Genomic DNA, 18,010 nt, shown 5'->3' with positions numbered 1-18,010 from the left:
ACGCATAAAAAAACGACGCATTAACGTCGTTTTTTATATTGAATAAATGAGCAGCTGTAGATTAAGCGATACAGATACCAATGACCGCTTTATACCCACGCCAGGTAAATGGCGTGACGTAACTTTGGCGATCTTTTGGCAAATAAGACACGCTTGGTGCGCTCTCAACAATATGCGGCGGCGAGATAATAAACTCTGAGCCAAACTCAGTACGAGCATTACCAGAGATAGTGTTGGCCATCTCACCGAGCAGATCTTTCATCATCGTGATCGATGAGTCAGGCTCGCCCATCACTTTTATGACCTCTCGTAACATCACGCTTGGCGCACTCACATACACACAGCCTTCAAGAGGCCCTGATATCTCGATAACGCCGCTATAATCATAACCAACAGCACTCTTGTTATGATTTAAATAAGGGGTATCAATGGACACTTCCGAGCCATCAATTTGTGCAAAAAATGCATTGATTGAGCTCAGAAACACACCCAATTTTTCTACTTTAACCATAATATATTAATATCCATCTTTATGACGCGGTGGCAGCAACGTTAATCCTGCAAACAGACCACAATCTCGCCTATCTGCGAGTTCCAAGTGATGGGAATGATAAAAGAACGCTCATCATTCGGCAACACAATACTTTGTGGAGAGCCTTTAAATACAAACGGCACAGAAATATGGAACTCTGAGCCAAACTCTTTACGCGCATTACCAGCGATGGTATTGGCCACTTCACCAGCCAAATCGATATAATTCTCATCGCTTTTATCCGTTTCACCCATGCTATCCAGTATAGCGGACAATAACTGACGGGTTGCCGAAAAATACACCACGCCTTTTTGTCCACCCGATATACCGATCACACCCGTATAATCATGGACTTTTGGCTGTTTGTTCTCTAACAGATATGGGGTGTCAGCGACAAGCTCCTCGCCCCCAAACTGATTAAAATAATTACTAATAATACTTAAAAAAATCTGTAGCTTTTGTTCTTTCATAATGACATCTACTTAAGTCGTTGAATGGTTTAGTCTTGCATTAGCTCATACAAAGACTCTACAAGCTCTTCTTCTGAAAAAGGCTTGCACAAAAATCCGCTGGCACCCAACGACAATGCTTCAATGCCAGTGGCTTTATCAGACAGTGCTGACACCACTAAAATTCGTACTTCAGGGTCAATCGCAATGATTTTCTCAATGCATTCAAGCCCGTCCATTTGTGGCATGGTCAAGTCCATAGTGATTACATCAGGACGATGGACATTGAACTTTTCAATGGCTTGAACACCACTGGTTGCCGTCGCAACCAGCATAAACTGCCCTGAATCGTACGCGCGTTGAATACGATTTCTAATAATATTTGAATCATCAACAATCATTAACTTATGCATAACTGATCTATTACCTTTAATGAAGTGCTTGTCATCCTTGACAATATACCTGCTGTTTCTAATTAAGCTTTTGGTAAAGTAATAACAAACCGTGTCATCTGACCAAATTCGCTGTTTACGTTAAGCTTGCCATCATAATCTTTTACTTTTGCTTTAATGATATCGAGACCGACACCGCGTCCGCCATCTTCATCTGCGTGTTCTTTGGTAGAGAAACCCGAAGAAAACAGTTGTTTGAGCAGCTCGCTTTGACTGAGCTGACTGGCTTCTTCTGTACTAAAACGACCATCACTGCTTAACTTGGCACGAATGCTGTCATAATCAATACCTTGACCATCATCTTGCACCATCAGCATGAAATCTGAGCCGTTGTCTTTTAGTTCTAAATCAATCGTCCCAACCGCAGTCTTACCAATCGAATGACGAACACTTGGCGCTTCAATGCCATGCACCACGGCATTACGTAGTAGCTGAATGCTAATCTCTTTAATCGGCTTTACCAGATGCGCTGGTATGTCCGCTTGCATCAGCGTATTACTCTTTAGCTCTACTTGCTTACCTTGTCTTGCGGCAATATCTTTTGCAAATGCTTTATAAAAAGACAGATGGTCATCAGTTGCTTCATTATCTAGGTCAATATCCTGACCAATATCAGTATCCATGCTACTGATTGAAGGATTTGATGTCTGACTGTCAGTCACTACCGTTTTTGACATACTGTTTTGAGCACTATTGTCATCTAACCCATTTGCAGTTGGTGCAGTCGCTGGTGCTGAACGGTTAATACGCTCGCCCAAGGTTGCGATGGTATTTGATAGGCTTAATAAGTCATCCAAATGTACGGCCAATGGCAAGAAATCGTTACCAGATAATTGACCTTGGTTTTGCAATGCGTGCAGTTTGTCTTCTGCATCTGAGGCAATTTTAGTAAAGCTGTGCAGTTTTAGCGCAGATGCCTCACCTTTTAAGCTATGCATTTCGCGATAGATGGCTTTTAGTTTGCCCTCAAGCTCGTATTGAGAGCTACCAGGATTTTTCAAGATATTGTTCATCTTCTCAATGTGCATCTGCGTATTATCAATAAACTCATTAATGATTTTTGGATTTACATTTAGAATCGTGGTGAGCATCTCAATCTGCATATCATTTTGCGAGCGCTCTTTTTCTAGACGCTGCTCTAAATATACGGCATCTGATACATCGTTGACGTTGACCAAAATACGGGCAATGTCTTTGTTGTCATAAACACGTGAGAACTTGAAGTCTAAAAAGCGATTATTCTGTGCTTTATCACCAGCATTGTTGTGTAGCATGACTTTGTGCAGTGGATTGAGAGAATCTACCAATTTTTCTTTAACGCGTGGATTGTAAAGCTGCTCAATAAATTGCTGTGTGGTTTTCAGATCTTTATCAGAAATACGCCCACGTAAAACGTTGGTAAAGTTCTCTCCTGACAATCTGTCCTCACCGATAATATCATTCAGTGCGCGAGAATGCTGCTGACCAATATTCAAGTCTTTATCAAGTAAGAATAGACCCGTATTTACCGTCTCCATAATCTCTTGCGTCTCGCGACGAGCAGCGAACGCTTCAGCATCGGTTTCACGTAAACGACGTACAAAGAAGAATACAAAGATTAGAAAGTAGGTAAAGATGGCGGCAACACCAAGTACCTGAATAAGACGAATGGTCGTCGCTTGGCGTTCGGCACTATTGAAAACATCTTTGGTCAAATTGTCTAACGAATCGTTAATCAATAGACTTGACGTCTTGGCTTGTTCAACGGCTTGGGTCAGATCATCTTCAGAGGAAACCATAATATTATCAGCATCTTTGAGATATGCTTGAATCTTAGGCTCTAACGCTTTCCACTGCTCATTAGCCGCGGTAATGTTTACTTGTGCGTTGCTGTCAATCTTTGGCAGATCATAAGTTTTGCCATCAACGTCAGTGATCGTTGCACCTTGCTCAATAGCAGCAATAGAGCTGGTAATCAACGCCGTATTTTCCTCCAAACGCTCCAAAACGCGCTGAATATGTGGAGAGTTCGTATCTTCTCCATAGCTATTATCTAAATCGAATAAATCTTTAATTACCGCCTGCGCGCTATTAGCGACTTGGTTGGTTTGGTCAATTAACGCGGTATTTCTTTCTAATAAGTTTGAGGTATAGAACGTAAAGGCTAACAAAGCACCGATGAGCGATAAAAATAGTGCAATTGAAATGATCAGACCTTGATAGCGCTTATTGTCAACATTGGGAGTGGTTGCCATCTTCAGAATTCCTTAGTTCAATTGCGTAGTATTAGTATCAGAATTGCTCTTATCAGCAGATGCAGGTACAGCCTCACCTAACCAGCGCTCTTCAATTTCCTTAAATGTCCCTTTTTCTTTCAGTTTAGCAATACCCTCATTAACCGTATTAATCAACTGAGTATTTTCTTTTGCCATTAATACGACTTGTTGCGCTGAAGGTGCGTCTGCCGCTTCATAAGGTACAATCTTCACTTTATGTTCTGGATAACCTTTTATGATGTACTGCAGCACTGGCATGTCGTATAAGAAAACATCAGTCTTACCTTGCACTAAGTCCTGATAAGCCAAAAATGCAGTAGATCTTGAAACCAACTCAACCGAGCTACCCATCTGTTTCAGAGTATCTTCTTCTTTAGAACCTGCCAACGTACCAGTTTTTAGACCCTTTATATCGTTTAAGCCTTTGATATCAAACTTACCTTCCAAGTACATGATGGTAGCTGGGTTAAAAAAGTAAGGCGTTGATAGACCGTATCTTACTGCGCGATCATCTTTATAAGAGATACCAGAAATAGCTAAATCACGTTTTCCTGACTCCACACTATCGAACATATCTTGCCAAGTTTCTTTATAAAACTCGACCTTAAAGCCTTGCTCCTCGCCGATAGCTCTAATGGAATCAACGTCCGTGCCCTGCATATTGCCATAGTCATCTTGAAACGAGAAAGGTGGTAAATCACCCGTCATAGCGACCTTTAATGTTGGTGCCGTATCAGGCAAATTACTGACAAAATTATCTTTGTTTTCTGTTACTGGCGTACCAGTCGAATTGGCATTTTCTTGAGTGGAAGAGTTACCGCAGCCAAACAGGCCAACACTCAATACAATTGGTAACACTCGATATAACTGCATCATAATTTACCCTTAAAGCTTCACGTGGTTGTACATATTAATTAATGACAATCTAGCAAGGTTAGGTAATATCTTCACAATACTTACTTACAGAAAGTTACGTTTGATAATACTTGCCTAACTTTATGATTGCAATAATTATGTTTAGTTATTACGTACAATTTGTTATATATGGCAAATAAAGGATATTAAGGGCATACATAAGTCTATCTATATGACTGAAAACTTGTAATATGTCCTTGTTTTATGCGCAGTCTTATGCAAAAAATAAAATAAAAAGTACAAAAAAAGCATCCCTACATAATTAATGTAAGAATGCCTTTTAAGAATGCCTTTTAAGATTCTAGTGCAAAAAACTATAAAGCTTCTGGCTTACTCCGCATCGTCCAGATTTAAATTACGATCTATCTGCCAAATTAAAAAACAGCCAAGACTCATTAACGCGAACATCGCAATACCAATTTTGAGTACGGGATTAACTGGAAATAGGTTTAATAATAATCCACCAAAGATACCGACTGAAAACATGAGCGAGCCTTGTAGCGCACTTGCCATGCCCGCTCGGCGTTTTTGAAAGGCCAGCGCAATAGCAGAAGCATTTGGCTGAGTAAGACCTAAGCCTGCGATACAGAAGAAAATACAAGCCAGCACCAGTGGAAGCCAAGCATCAGTACCCAAAAATAGACCTATTACAAATAGCACGCCTGCAGAAATAACCTGCATCATCGCACCAAAGCGCAAAATACTCAAAATACGAAAGCGATTGGTGAGCCACTGATTCAGCTGAGTCAAACCCACAAAACCAGCAGCATTCATCCCAAATAGCCAAGCGAAGTGGGTTGCGGATACCCCATAGGTATCCATAATTAGCTCAGAGGCTGAACTGATATAAACAAACATCGCCCCCATCAGCAGGCCGCCACCAATCGCTGGATAATTGAACGTCGGGTCTTTTAATAAGTCCCAGTACTGACTCAGTACTTCTCTTGCAGGACGTACATTACGATTTTCTTCCGTCAACGTTTCAAAGAAGAAAAACTTTGTGAGTAATAAATTCAACGTGCCAAAAGCAGCCAAAAACCAAAAAATAGAGTGCCAGCTAAAAAACTGTAGAAATAGCGCACCAAGCGATGGGGCTAATATCGGCGCTAAACCCATCACCAAAATCATAATAGAAAAGGCTTTTGCGGTTTGCTTAGCAGTCAATCGATCGCGAATCGCGGCACGAGTGACCACCGCGCCAACACACGCACCAAGCGCTTGCATCGTCCGTCCAACAAACAATACATACTCGTTATTAGTAGTCGCACAAACAATGGAGGCGATGACATATAGCGTCATACCGATATATAAAGGCTTAACACGACCGACACGATCACTAAATGGACCATAAAATAGCTGGCCAAATACCAAGCCTAAAAAATAGGCAGGAACAGAATTGGCCATAAAGGCTGTAGATACGCCAAAGTCATCTGCCATAGATGGTAATGCAGGCAGATACATATCAATAGACAATGGCCCCACTGCCACGATAAGTCCAAGCATCATAATCCATGCAACAGGCAAATCAGCAGAGCGTACGCGCTCAGAAGCAATGGGTCGATTGGGTAGAGAGGATTTTGGAGCAGACATATTCAGACCATTTTATATAGAGTGTATTGAATCGTTATAAAGGTTCAATACACCCTAGTGATTGTTATTGTATTATTCAGGCTTCCATTGTCTTTAATATTTAGTCTTTACTCAATACTGAAAACAAGGGTCATTGCCACCATTAGTGCACATTTGCATGCAGCGGCGCAAGTGGATAGTGATATATCGTACTATCCCCTCACATTTCAATAGAGGTATGACGTGAATAAAACAAACAATAACAACTAAAAACAATCACAATAATTTGTCAAAATAGGTCTGAGCGTTAGCATAGCGGCATAATTAGTAAAAGATATTTAGCGGAACTGGCGCTTGCCAAATGCCGTACTGGCTTGCTTGGCTTTTCTTAAAGCAAGCTTGCGATTACGACCGAGCATCATTTTAAGCTGCCATACTTTTTCTTTATATAAAGTAGTGGCTGGCTGCTGGAACATAGCATTGACCACACGCTTACTCGCCAACACCGCATCAGGAGAGCGCTCTGCAAATTCAGCAGCGAGCTTTTGCGCCTGCTCAAGTGGCGCTTCATTGCAATGGCTGACAAGACCCAATGCTTTGCCCTCACTGGCAGTCACGATACGCGCACTCATGGCAAGCTCTTTTAGCACATCTTCACGTACCACGCCAAACGCCGATTGCGTCAAACCCATGTCTGGTACCAGACCCCACTTAGCTTCCATAATGGACAGTTTGCAATCTGGATGACTGATACGCACATCGCAAGCCAGCGCTAGCTGAAGACCTGCACCGATACAATAGCCTTCTAATACGGCAATGACCGGTACAGGCACATCGCGCCATACCAGACAAACACGCTGGAACGAGCTCTGCCATGGCTTTATCAGCTCCCAAACGGCGAACGCTTGATTTTTTGGATGATTCAAATCACCTAAGTCTATGCCTGCACAAAACGTGCCTTCAGCACCATTTAGAATCACCGCACGTATCGTTTTATCTTTACCAATGCGTTCTGCGACAGCTATCAACTCTTTCACCACTTTAAAGCTCATGGCATTTTTTTTGTGTGGGCGATTCAAGGTTACCGTGAGTATATTGTCGGTCATACTAACTTGTAAGGTTTCATATTGGTAAGTGGCAATCGCGTTCATAACAATCCTTATTCATGAATAAAATAGAAATGGCATCTAAATATGATGCCGATACGTCTAAAGCTGATGACAACAATATTAACAGCCTTGTTACGACGCTACCTCATCAATAACTGACTGCAAAGATTCGATTCAACCTTAATGTCATAAACCAACAGTGTCATAAAACCATCATCTCTAAATCATTTTCCACGTCATATCATTTTCACTCAAACGATGATAATTGAGCTGAGGATAGGCTGATAAATCCAGCGCCTGCAAGTTATTTAACGCTGTTATTAATGCGGCATAATATGGCTCAAGCATGGCAAACTGCGCAGGGGTGGTGTGTTGGACATTCAGCAAGCACTTATCTTCTAGGTCTTGACTGGCCTGACGTAATTGCGGCACACCGGTATAACGACTGCCGCCTAAGATGCGATGGGCAATTTGCGCTAGCATACTGCGATCACGGGCGTCCCACGCTTGCGTCAGCGCCTGCTTTTCATCATTAATAGTATCAAGCATCATAATGATAAGCTTGGCTGCCAAGTCGGGCTTATTCGCTGAGCGGGTCAACGCGTCTTGCCAATCTAAAATAGCAAACCCATCACCTTCGTTAGCCCCCAAAGAGTGATGGCTTAAATGGTGGTGACTGCTGTCCCAACTCTTTGTTTCTTGCGCATATATGTGTGAATCTGTAGGCGTTGCTACTCCGTTGTGAGCACTATTTATCGGTGTTTCCGATGGCTTTAATAGTGGCGACTGTCCTTGTTTATGTAAGCGCAAGTTCTCATAGCGTGGCTGGGTGTCACGCGGTGTTTCGCGTCTATAATCCTCGCGTGGTTGGCTATCTCGCAAGTAATTATCACGAATTTTTTTCAATGATAAAGGACGCGTTATTTTTGGCTGATTGATTGTATTAGAATCGCTATGACGGTTATTTTCATCACCTTTCACCATAGGATAAGCAATGGTTGTAGAGTCCGATGGCCACGTTGAATACGTTTCAGCCTCCCTATTTTGTGAGTCGGTAGAGTGTGAGTTCTCTTTTGATAAATCGATGACCTGCACATCAGTATTGTGCACATCCGTACTGTGCAGATTGGTATCAGGCAACGCTGTTAACTGCGGCATTGTCGTTGTGCGTCCAAGCCATTTTTGCAGCACTTGTAACAACTGAGGCTGGCTAATGGGTTTACCCACATAGTCATTAATGCCACTAGCGATCAGTTTGTCTCGCTCATCAGCCAAACCATGTGCAGTCAACGCAATAATCGGGATACGGTTATCATCATTTTCAATATTACGAATTTGTCTTGCGGCTTCATGCCCTGACATACGCGGCATTTGGATGTCCATGAATATTAGATCAATATGACCTTTATCCTGAGTAGCAACTTTATCGTCGGTATTCATCTCTTCATAAAGCGTTCTATTTGATTTCTTGTTCACCTCATCGCGCGTTTCAGCTTTAGAGATTTGCGTTTTATTCGACAGACTTTGCTTATCATTTTTCGTGGTTTTGATATTTTTGGTTTGTTGTTTGCTGATAATTTCTATGGCGTCAAAACCACTACTCGCTGTGATGACCTGAATACCAAGCTCACTAAGTAATGCATCGAGCACCAACAAATTGGGCAGATGATCGTCGACTGCCAGTACCGTCACCCCTGTCCAGCGCGGTTCTTGCACGCTTTTTTTGGTACTGCGATTTTGGGTGTCGAGCATGGCATAAAGCTGTCTTTTGTCTAAAGGCTCATACAAAATATTGGCATGATAACGATTTAATAATGCTTGATCGGCAGCAACTTGATAGCCAAATACCGCAAGCTTACCTTGGTAATGCAGACGAATTTGTTTGAGTAATGCCATCATATCGTCTTGGGTATCATCATCGACGATGACCCAATCCCAATAATTACCATGCTCTTTTAATGACTCAAGTACGCCTGGTAAGGAGTTGGCTTGGGTCAATTTAATCGGCAAATATTGCAAGCTGGCTTTGAGCACTTGTATAGAAGCGGTATGATTGATCCATACCAATACATTAAACTCATCGGTCTCACTCGCCAGCGGAGCCAAGACTGGAAGCTCAATCGTCTGACCAGTAGCAGCTTCCAACACATCGACATGTGCTGGCATCCGAAACCAAAACGTTGCGCCCTGATTGGCAATATTCTCTTGAGCATTATCATGAAAGCCAATATCACCGCCCATCAGCCGCGTCAATTGCTTGGAAATAACGAGCCCCAACCCTGTACCGCCATACTGACGAGTGATTGAAGGGTCGCCTTGGCTAAAGCTTTGGAACAGCATCTTTTGATCAGCTAAAGAGATGCCCTTACCGCTGTCTTGCACACTGATCATAAGATAATTATCACGATGGTCATCTAAGCTGACGCGCACTACCACATCGCCACTGTCGGTAAATTTAATAGCATTGCCGACGATATTGGTCAATACTTGCTTGAGGCGTAGGGCGTCGCCATTGATGCGCATCGGTACATCATTATAAAACAGCACCGCCATGCGCAGACCTTTTTCTGCGGATACAGGCGAAAGCATATCGACTACGTCATAAATGGTGTCATAAAGGTCAAACTCATGACGGTCAAGTACTAACTTGCCTGCCTCAATCTTAGAGAAATCCAAAACATCGTTAACCAAGGCGAGCAAGTGTGCTGATGACTTACGTATGGTTTGCACGTACAAATCTTGTTCAGGATTTAGTTCGCCATGCCTTGCCAGCAAATTGATAAAGCCATCGATACTGTTTAATGGCGTGCGCAGCTCGTGGCTAATATTCGCCAAAAACGCCGATTTTGCTTGGCTGGTTGAAATTGCCGCATCACGTGCATTACGAATAGAGATATTCTGCATTTCCATCTCATCAAACGCGAGGCGCAAATCATCCTCGGTTTGCTCGGCATGGTCTTTTAACTCCTGAAAGCTTCTATGCAGGCGGCGTAGCGTTTTGACCAAGTCTTGCTGCAATAAGTTCAGCTCACCATCTGACTCAACAGGAATAGGCTGATACAGATTGTCGACATGGGTACGCTGCAACTGCAAACGCAGCTCATAAATTGGTGCTATCCAGCGCTTTGAATAAATATTTAAACTCAACAATAAAATTAAAATAGTGAACAAGCCAGTAATCACTAGTGCCATGGCAATACGATAACGTGCAATATAAAGCGGTTCGTTGTCCATATCGACGAGCAACCAGAGTTTTTGTCCTTCAAACTCCCCTAATATACTGCCATAAGCGGTTCCAATAGGTGTTGGTTGCTGCGATAAAAAATTCTTTGTTGTGTCTATTGCAGGCCATGCTTCGTTCAGTCCATAGCCGACTGCGGCGAGCACTTGATTGCTTTCATTGATGATCGCAATACGCTGTACATGTTGCTCGGACTGCATACGACCCAGCTTATCTTGTATTTCCTCAAGCTTCGTGATGGTCGTTTGAGTGGCATCATTTGCTCTGACTTCGCCATCAGAATTGGGTTCGCCGTCTGCTTGCTGGCGCTCTTGCGCTAACAGCTCAGGGATTAGCTCTGCAATCGCTGGGGTATAACGAATCAGCACCGCCTCCGCCAATACTTCTTGTTCGGAATTGCTGGCGCGCATGGTCTCATAAAAGACCAAAATACCGCCCACCGCTGCCAAGATACAAATGGGTAAAAACACCAATATAATCAACTGACCATACGCACTGCTAGTATCAAAACGTTTTTTGTATGCCATGCTAGCTTTACTCTCTACAGAAAATTGCACTATGAATCAATAGCGGCGGTAAGCGGTGTTAGCCAATCATAATTTTTTTAGGGGCTGTGCTCATTTCAAAGCTATTCTCATTTCAAAGCTATCGTCATTTCAAAAATGATAACTGCCTACCCATGATAAAATTTAATGGTTCTTGTTCTTGCCGTACCTATATATTGCCATAACTATAACGCATTTCATCGATCATGGTGAGTGGCTATGATGCAAAGGCATTTTAACTGTCCAGCCCTTTTTAAACACCACTCATTTACCAAAATCTCTTGATGCCTTCAGCGTAGCCAAAAACAAAATGATATAATGACGCAACTTTTCATTTATTGCTATTTGGTTAAAGCGGTAGAAATATCATTAACGATCAAATTACTCACTTCACTCAATAGCAGCCGTATCAAGATATTTATTCAAAAATCACAATGATAATTAAAAAATAAACGGTAATTAAAAATCAATTTTAAAAATTCACAAGGATACTTTATGTCCGCAACGGCTATCTCCAACTCTAATTTCATTACTCAAGTCACCAAACTTGCTGATTGCGTCGGTCAGACGCCATTGGTTAAATTGCAGCGCTTACCTGAGCAAGAGCAGCTGACCAATGGTGCTGCGTTACTGGCCAAGCTTGAAGGTAACAATCCAGCGGGGTCTGTTAAAGATCGTCCTGCGTTTAATATGATTTATCAGGCAGAACAGCGCGGTGACATCAAAGCGGGCGACATGCTGATTGAAGCCACGAGTGGCAATACGGGTATCGCTTTAGCCATGGTCGCCGCGATGCGTGGCTATCCGATAACGCTACTGATGCCAACCAATTCAACTCAAGAGCGCAAAGATGCCATGATTGCGTATGGTGCGACGTTAATCGAGGTGGATGAAGGCATGGAAGCCGCACGCGATTTAGCGCTGCAAATGCAAGCAGATGGCAAAGGCATCGTATTAGATCAGTTTAATAACCCTGATAACAGTCAAGCCCATTACCTGACCACAGGGCCTGAACTGTGGGCGCAAACGTCAGGAAAAATCACTCATTTTATTAGCTCAATGGGCACCACTGGTACTATTACCGGTGTATCGCAATACCTCAAAGAACAAAATCCAGATATCAAAATCATCGGACTACAGCCTGATGAAGAAGCTTCGATTGCTGGTATTCGCCGCTGGCCTGCAGCTTACATGCCGGGTATCTTTAACGCAGATTTGGTTGATGAAATCATGGATGTGGATCAGCGTATCGCAGAAGTTTATATGCGCAAACTGGCCAAAACCGAAGGTATTTTCGCGGGCGTTTCATCAGGTGCTGCAGCATGGGCTGCCGTACAAGTCGCTAAAGAAAACCCTGATGCCGTCATCGCCTTTATTGTCTGTGATCGCGGCGATCGTTATTTGTCGACGGGTTTATACAATATTGATGACAACAGTATTGACGACAGCAATGTCGATAACAATATAGAAGTTAATTAACGCACAGACAACGCTGCTCAGTTTAGTTGGTTTAATCAGGATTTCTTATGTCACAAGCTCTACTATCCGACCCTATATTGGTCTTTGATATCGAAACTGTCGCTGATACCGATGCGGCGCGCCGTATCTATCCGCAATTGGCAGAGTTGAATGATGCAGATGCATTGAGCGCACTCACAGCGCTTCGAATACAAGAAGCTGGGCATGACTTTATGCGCTTGCCACTGCAGCGTATTGTCTGTATCTCAGCGTTATATATCAAAGATGGCAAGTTTTCGTTGTTCTCATTGACCGCTGATAAATTCAGTGAAAAAGACATCCTTGCCAAATTTTTTCGGGCATTTAGTGACATCGAAAAACTGCCACAGCTTATTAGTTGGAATGGCTCAGGTTTTGATATTCCTGTACTGATATATCGGGCTATGCAATACGACTTATCAGCGCCATGGTTATTTGAAGAAGGCGAGCGCGTCAAAAACATGCGCTTTGATAATTACGTCAATCGCTTCCACACGCGTCACCTTGATTTAATGGACAGATTTAGCCAGTACGGTGCCAGCCGCCGCGAAGCCATGGATATTGTCGCAAGTTTATATGGTCTACCGGGTAAAACAGCTGTCGACGGTAGTATGGTTGGTGAGCTTGTCAATAACGATGACTGGCAAACGCTGTCTATTTATTGCGAGTCTGATGTCATGAATACATGGCTAATCTATTTGCGCTGGTTGCGTTTAACTGGACAATTATCCTCACAAGATTTTGACGCTTGGCAGCAGCAGAGCTATGACTATTTAGTAAAATATACCCAAGCGGATGGTCATGCTCGCCATCAAGACTTCATCGCTGATTGGTCATCTGCGCCCACATCATAACAAATGAAGTTATATGAAGGCGCGTTATAAGACATCGCGTTTATCCTCATTTTTTTAGTTATTTATCATTTATTATTAAGGCAGGTTTATGCAACCCACCGATTCAAAAACGTCTACAACCTCTGATGTTACGCCAGCAACGAGCGAGACCCAAACGATTACTATTCCGCCTAATAAGAAAAAATCTAAACCCTCATCAAAGACACGCCGCCGTCTAAAGGATGCAGAACCTCTGCCCTTCACCATTGATGGTTTGTCGCATGATGGTCGCGGCGTTGCCGTTTATGGTAATGGTTTTGGTATAGACGATGGTCATGTCGAAGACAAACATGGCAAAAAAATCTTTGTAAGCTTTGCATTGCCGGGTGAAAGTGCCTTGGTCAAAATAACCAATAGCCGTGCCAGCTTTGAAGAAGGCGAGGCTGTCAGTATTACTGCCAACCCAAATTCTGAACGTGCCGTACCGCCCTGCCCACATTTTGGCGTCTGCGGCGGCTGTAATTTGCAACACTGGCAGCCAGACGGTCAAATCAACTTTAAGCAATCTGTATTGGCTGAAATGCTGATACACCAAGCCAATGTCACGCCTGATAACTGGCTTGCTCCCGTGGTTGGTGATCGTCTTGGTTATCGTACCAAAGCACGATTGGGTGTGCGTTATGTCACCAAAAAAGAAACCGCGCTTGTCGGCTTTCGTGAGCGCTCAAGTAACTTTTTGGCAGAATTAAATGAGTGTCATATTTTAGATCCAAGAATTGGTTTTGAGATTGAAAACTTAAAAACACTGATTAGTACGCTAGAGAGCCGTAACAAGATTGCTCAGCTTGAGTTGGCCATGGGTGAGGAAATGCCTGAGCTGCCAGATGGCAATCAGCCCGTTGCCCTTATCGTACGCAACTTGGAGCCGTTATCAGACGCGGATATAGAAAAGCTAAAAGTGTTTTTTGCCGCACGCAACTGGCAGCTATATTTGCAGTCTAAAGGTGCGGACAGTATCCAGCGTATTGCATTGACTGAAGATGATGACATGAGCCAGCAATTTGGTCGTTTGTATTACCAATTGCCAGAATACGATTTGACTTTCGAGTTTATCCCGACAGATTTTACCCAAGTAAACCTGTCCGTCAATCGTCAAATGACCAAGCTTGCTTGCGATTTGTTAGACTTAAAAGCAGGTGAACGCGTACTTGATTTATTCAGTGGTCTAGGCAACTTTAGCTTGCCACTTGCGCGCCTCGTTGGTGAGACAGGTTCTGTGGTTGGTGTTGAAGGTAGCGAAGCGATGACCGCACGTGCAGCCGATAACGCACGTCGTAATGGCATCAATAATACAGAATTTTATAGCCAAGATTTGACGCAAGACTGTACTGATAAACCTTGGGCGAATCAAGGCTTTGATGCGCTATTGATCGATCCGCCGCGTTCTGGTGCTTGGGAAATTATGCAGTACTTGCCAAAATTTAACGCTGAGAGAATCGTTTATGTCTCTTGCAACCCTGCAACCCTCGCCCGTGATACAAAAGCATTGTTAGAGCAAGGCTATCGTCTGACTCATGCTGGCGTAATGGACATGTTCTGTCATACCGGTCATGTTGAGTCCATCGCTCGTTTTGAAAAAGTAGCGGTATAATTCAATTTACGGTTAAGTGAGCGGTTCAGAGCATTAAATAGCCATGCTAAAGGTCACTGAGCTTAATTCAAAATTTGAGTCAAGCGGTGGCAAAAAAATGATGGTTATTTATCCTGATTAACCGCAGACATTACATAGCCTCGCTTGATTTGTCTCTTTAAAGTGAGATAATAGTAAACAATATTCCTAGGCTGGTTTTTTCCATTCTTGTGAACGTTTGCACTCATAGCTTTATATATTTTACGCGCATTTTATGACTGCTAAAAAACAGATTTTTTAGCAGTTATATTGGTTTATAGCTGATACTTTATGAATCGTAAGTTCAACGTGTGTGCATAGTAGATGAGGTTATAATCAATTCAAAATAGCTAAGAGGAGTCGGCTATGGTAAAAATTCGTGAAGGATTACCGCTGGTGGATGGACAGACCACCCAAGCCGATAGTGCAGCACTTGCCGCTCAACTGGTCGCGAGCCAACGCTCGCACCAGTCTGCCAATAGCTATGCCCAAATCCCCCTCGATATCAAATACCAGCTGTCCACTCATAAGCTACACACCACTTTTGATCGCTCAGCACTACATGCCTTTCATAGTCATGATCCAAAGCTTGAAAACGAATATTCTGATAACCCGCTTTTAGATAAAAATAATGCTCTCTCAGATAAAGAGCTCGAAGCGATTGATTTAGATCGAGTCAATATTGATGTTCCCACTTGGTTAGACAACGTCGCCAAACGTATCGGACAAGAGTCTGTACCTCACTTGAGTGCTGCTTGTGAATTTATTCGCAGTCATATGAATACCAGCGAATCTGAGCGTTCAGGTGCTTATGTCACGGGTATTGGCATGACAGATATATTGACCTATCTCTACCAAGATGAAGATGCTCTTGTGGCTGCAATGCTCTATCGTAGTGCACGAAAATCAATCATAAGCCTCGCTGATATCGAGAAAAAATTCGGTGTAGACATATCGACCCTCGTCAAAGATACCTTGGCAATGGGTAAGCTGTCTGAGATTATTGAAAGCAATAAGCGTCTAGAAGATCACTTTGTAAACAATCAGCGCGACCAGCTATCTAATATTTATAGCATGCTAATTTCCGTCACCAATGATGTACGCGTCGTGCTTATCAAATTGGCTGAGCGTACTTTCGCCATGCGCGAATTGACCTTTTCTAATGAAGAGCGTCAGAATCGTGTGGCGCGTGAAGTCATGACCATTTATGCCCCATTGGCGCATCGCTTGGGCATCGCGCAACTTAAATGGGAGCTGGAAGACTTAGCCTTTCGCTACCTTGCGCCTGAACGCTATAAAGAGATTGCCAAACTGCTCTCCGAAAAACGCAGCGAACGCGAGTCCTATATTCAGCGCGTACAAGATAAGCTCAATGAGGCATTAGCAGAGGCTAATATCGAAGGTGAAGTCTCTGGACGTGTCAAGCATATCTACTCTATCTACCGAAAAATGAAGCTCAAAGGCTTATCGTTTGATCAGCTTTATGACATTCGTGCGCTGCGAGTATTGGTCACCAACCCGTCAGACTGTTACCACGTGCTTGGATTGGTACATGGCTTGTGGCGATATATTCCAGAACAATTCGATGACTATATTACCAACCCCAAGTCCAATGGTTATCGCTCACTACATACGGCAGTCATTGCTGAAAACAAATCACTGGAAGTACAAATTCGTACTCATGAAATGCACTTCGAAGCTGAGCTTGGTATGTGTGCTCATGTTAACTATAAAGAAGGTCTAAAGAATAAAAAAGACAATTATCTTAATCAAAGAATCAGCTCGCTGCGTCAGCTGTTATCGATCAATAATGAAACCCGTAACCAACCGCGCTCATCTTTACTAACAGGTGAAGAAATAGAGGGTATGGAGTTTGACGAAGAAGAGCAACTCGTTGACTTTGACGAGCTCGAACGCATCTATATCTTTAGCCGTGATGGTGACATTACTGAACTGCCAAAAGGGGCGACCGTTCTTGATTTTGCTTATTATGTACATACACAAGTTGGTAATCGTGCCCAAGCTGCGCGAGTCAATCAGCGCTATGTACCATTAACCTATCAACTCAAAACAGGTGAACAAGTTGAAATTATTACCAAAGCATCACGTGAGCCCAACCGTGATTGGCTAGTTGCTTCACTTGGATACATTCATACCAACCGTGCACGTTCAAAACTGCGTCAATGGTTCAATAAGCAAGACCGTGATAAGAACATTGAAATTGGTCGTCAAATGCTCAGTAAAGAGCTTGAACGATTATCGGTACATCCCAATAGCATCGATTTAAACGACTATATTCAGCATTTCCATGTTAATACGACTGATGATATTATCGTTGGATTGGTCACAGGCGACATTGGTCTCAACCAACTCACCAGCCACATCTCTCGTCAGCTACACCTAGAACCTGAAAGACCGCCAGAAAATTTTGCGCCAAGTATAGATGCTAGAGAGGCAGGAAAAATCGATGCTTATAAAATTCGTATCGATGGGCTGGATAATATAGAAATCAATCTAGCAGGCTGTTGCCACCCTGTACATGGCGAGCCAATTGCTGGTTACATCACCTTATCACGAGGTGTCAGTGTCCATAATCGTGGTTGCCCTGAATATTCACGCTTGATTGAACGCGATCCTGAGCGCGAAATAGAGGCTTCGTGGCGGGTACAAGCTGGTCGTTATCAACCCGTTGATATTCACGTAGAAGCGTATGATAGACGCGGACTGTTGCGTGACTTGACGCAAATTATTGATAAAGAAAATGTCAATATTCGTCAAGTTGAGACGCTTAGCAATGATGATAACATTGCCTTTTTGAAATTTCATATTGAGGTTTCAGGATTGGCACACCTATCTAAGCTTTTAGCGAAACTAGAGCAACAGCATGGTATCTTGCATGCTCGCCGCGCCGTCGCTTAGATATAAAATCACAAAATACGTCCGC

Annotated in this window: 12 protein-coding genes; 4 read left to right on the top strand and 8 right to left on the bottom strand. The window is 43.0% G+C overall.

Going from position 1 to position 18,010, the window contains the following annotated elements:
• Positions 1 to 61 precede the first annotated feature (61 nt).
• From JMW64_RS02790 to JMW64_RS02755, 8 genes are all read right to left on the bottom strand, one after another.
• Positions 62 to 511: a chemotaxis protein CheX gene (locus tag JMW64_RS02790; RefSeq protein WP_045443639.1), complete on the bottom strand. Its 450-nt coding sequence runs from the start codon at positions 509 to 511 to the stop codon at positions 62 to 64.
• 41 nt (positions 512 to 552) lie between these two features.
• Positions 553 to 1,002, bottom strand: coding sequence for a chemotaxis protein CheX (locus tag JMW64_RS02785; RefSeq protein ID WP_045443636.1), 450 nt, complete (start codon positions 1,000 to 1,002; stop codon positions 553 to 555).
• Positions 1,003 to 1,031: 29 nt separating this feature from the next.
• Positions 1,032 to 1,394: a response regulator gene (locus tag JMW64_RS02780; RefSeq protein WP_045443633.1), complete on the bottom strand. Its 363-nt coding sequence runs from the start codon at positions 1,392 to 1,394 to the stop codon at positions 1,032 to 1,034.
• A 62-nt stretch (positions 1,395 to 1,456) separates the two neighbouring features.
• Positions 1,457 to 3,667 (bottom strand): ATP-binding protein, encoded by a 2,211-nt coding sequence (locus JMW64_RS02775; protein ID WP_201552887.1) that lies wholly within the window; start codon positions 3,665 to 3,667, stop codon positions 1,457 to 1,459.
• Between the two features lie 12 nt (positions 3,668 to 3,679).
• Complete coding sequence (locus JMW64_RS02770) at positions 3,680 to 4,564, bottom strand: transporter substrate-binding domain-containing protein (protein WP_045443631.1); 885 nt, start codon at positions 4,562 to 4,564, stop codon at positions 3,680 to 3,682.
• Positions 4,565 to 4,933: 369 nt separating this feature from the next.
• Positions 4,934 to 6,193 (bottom strand): multidrug effflux MFS transporter, encoded by a 1,260-nt coding sequence (locus tag JMW64_RS02765; RefSeq protein WP_055125721.1) that lies wholly within the window; start codon positions 6,191 to 6,193, stop codon positions 4,934 to 4,936.
• 317 nt (positions 6,194 to 6,510) lie between these two features.
• Positions 6,511 to 7,323 (bottom strand): crotonase/enoyl-CoA hydratase family protein, encoded by an 813-nt coding sequence (locus JMW64_RS02760; protein ID WP_201501991.1) that lies wholly within the window; start codon positions 7,321 to 7,323, stop codon positions 6,511 to 6,513.
• 177 nt (positions 7,324 to 7,500) lie between these two features.
• Complete coding sequence (locus tag JMW64_RS02755; RefSeq protein WP_201552885.1) at positions 7,501 to 11,049, bottom strand: ATP-binding protein; 3,549 nt, start codon at positions 11,047 to 11,049, stop codon at positions 7,501 to 7,503.
• Positions 11,050 to 11,562: 513 nt separating this feature from the next.
• Between JMW64_RS02755 and cysM the strand changes: the two genes are divergently transcribed.
• From cysM to JMW64_RS02735, 4 genes are all read left to right on the top strand, one after another.
• Complete coding sequence (cysM, locus tag JMW64_RS02750) at positions 11,563 to 12,546, top strand: cysteine synthase CysM (protein WP_201552883.1); 984 nt, start codon at positions 11,563 to 11,565, stop codon at positions 12,544 to 12,546.
• 47 nt (positions 12,547 to 12,593) lie between these two features.
• On the top strand, positions 12,594 to 13,418 hold the full coding sequence (locus JMW64_RS02745; protein WP_201552881.1) for a 3'-5' exonuclease: 825 nt from the start codon (positions 12,594 to 12,596) through the stop codon (positions 13,416 to 13,418).
• Between the two features lie 88 nt (positions 13,419 to 13,506).
• Positions 13,507 to 15,048 carry a 23S rRNA (uracil(1939)-C(5))-methyltransferase RlmD gene (gene rlmD / locus JMW64_RS02740; protein ID WP_201552879.1) on the top strand — a complete coding sequence of 514 codons (1,542 nt, stop codon included), beginning with the start codon at positions 13,507 to 13,509 and terminating at the stop codon, positions 15,046 to 15,048.
• A gap of 384 nt (positions 15,049 to 15,432) precedes the next feature.
• On the top strand, positions 15,433 to 17,985 hold the full coding sequence (locus JMW64_RS02735; RefSeq protein ID WP_201552869.1) for a RelA/SpoT family protein: 2,553 nt from the start codon (positions 15,433 to 15,435) through the stop codon (positions 17,983 to 17,985).
• Positions 17,986 to 18,010: the final 25 nt, after the last annotated feature.

This window comes from Psychrobacter immobilis, assembly GCF_904846065.1.
GTDB lineage: Bacteria > Pseudomonadota > Gammaproteobacteria > Pseudomonadales > Moraxellaceae > Psychrobacter > Psychrobacter immobilis_H.
The sequence above is the reverse complement of the archived record's forward strand: the minus strand, read 5'-3'. Positions and strand labels throughout refer to the sequence as shown.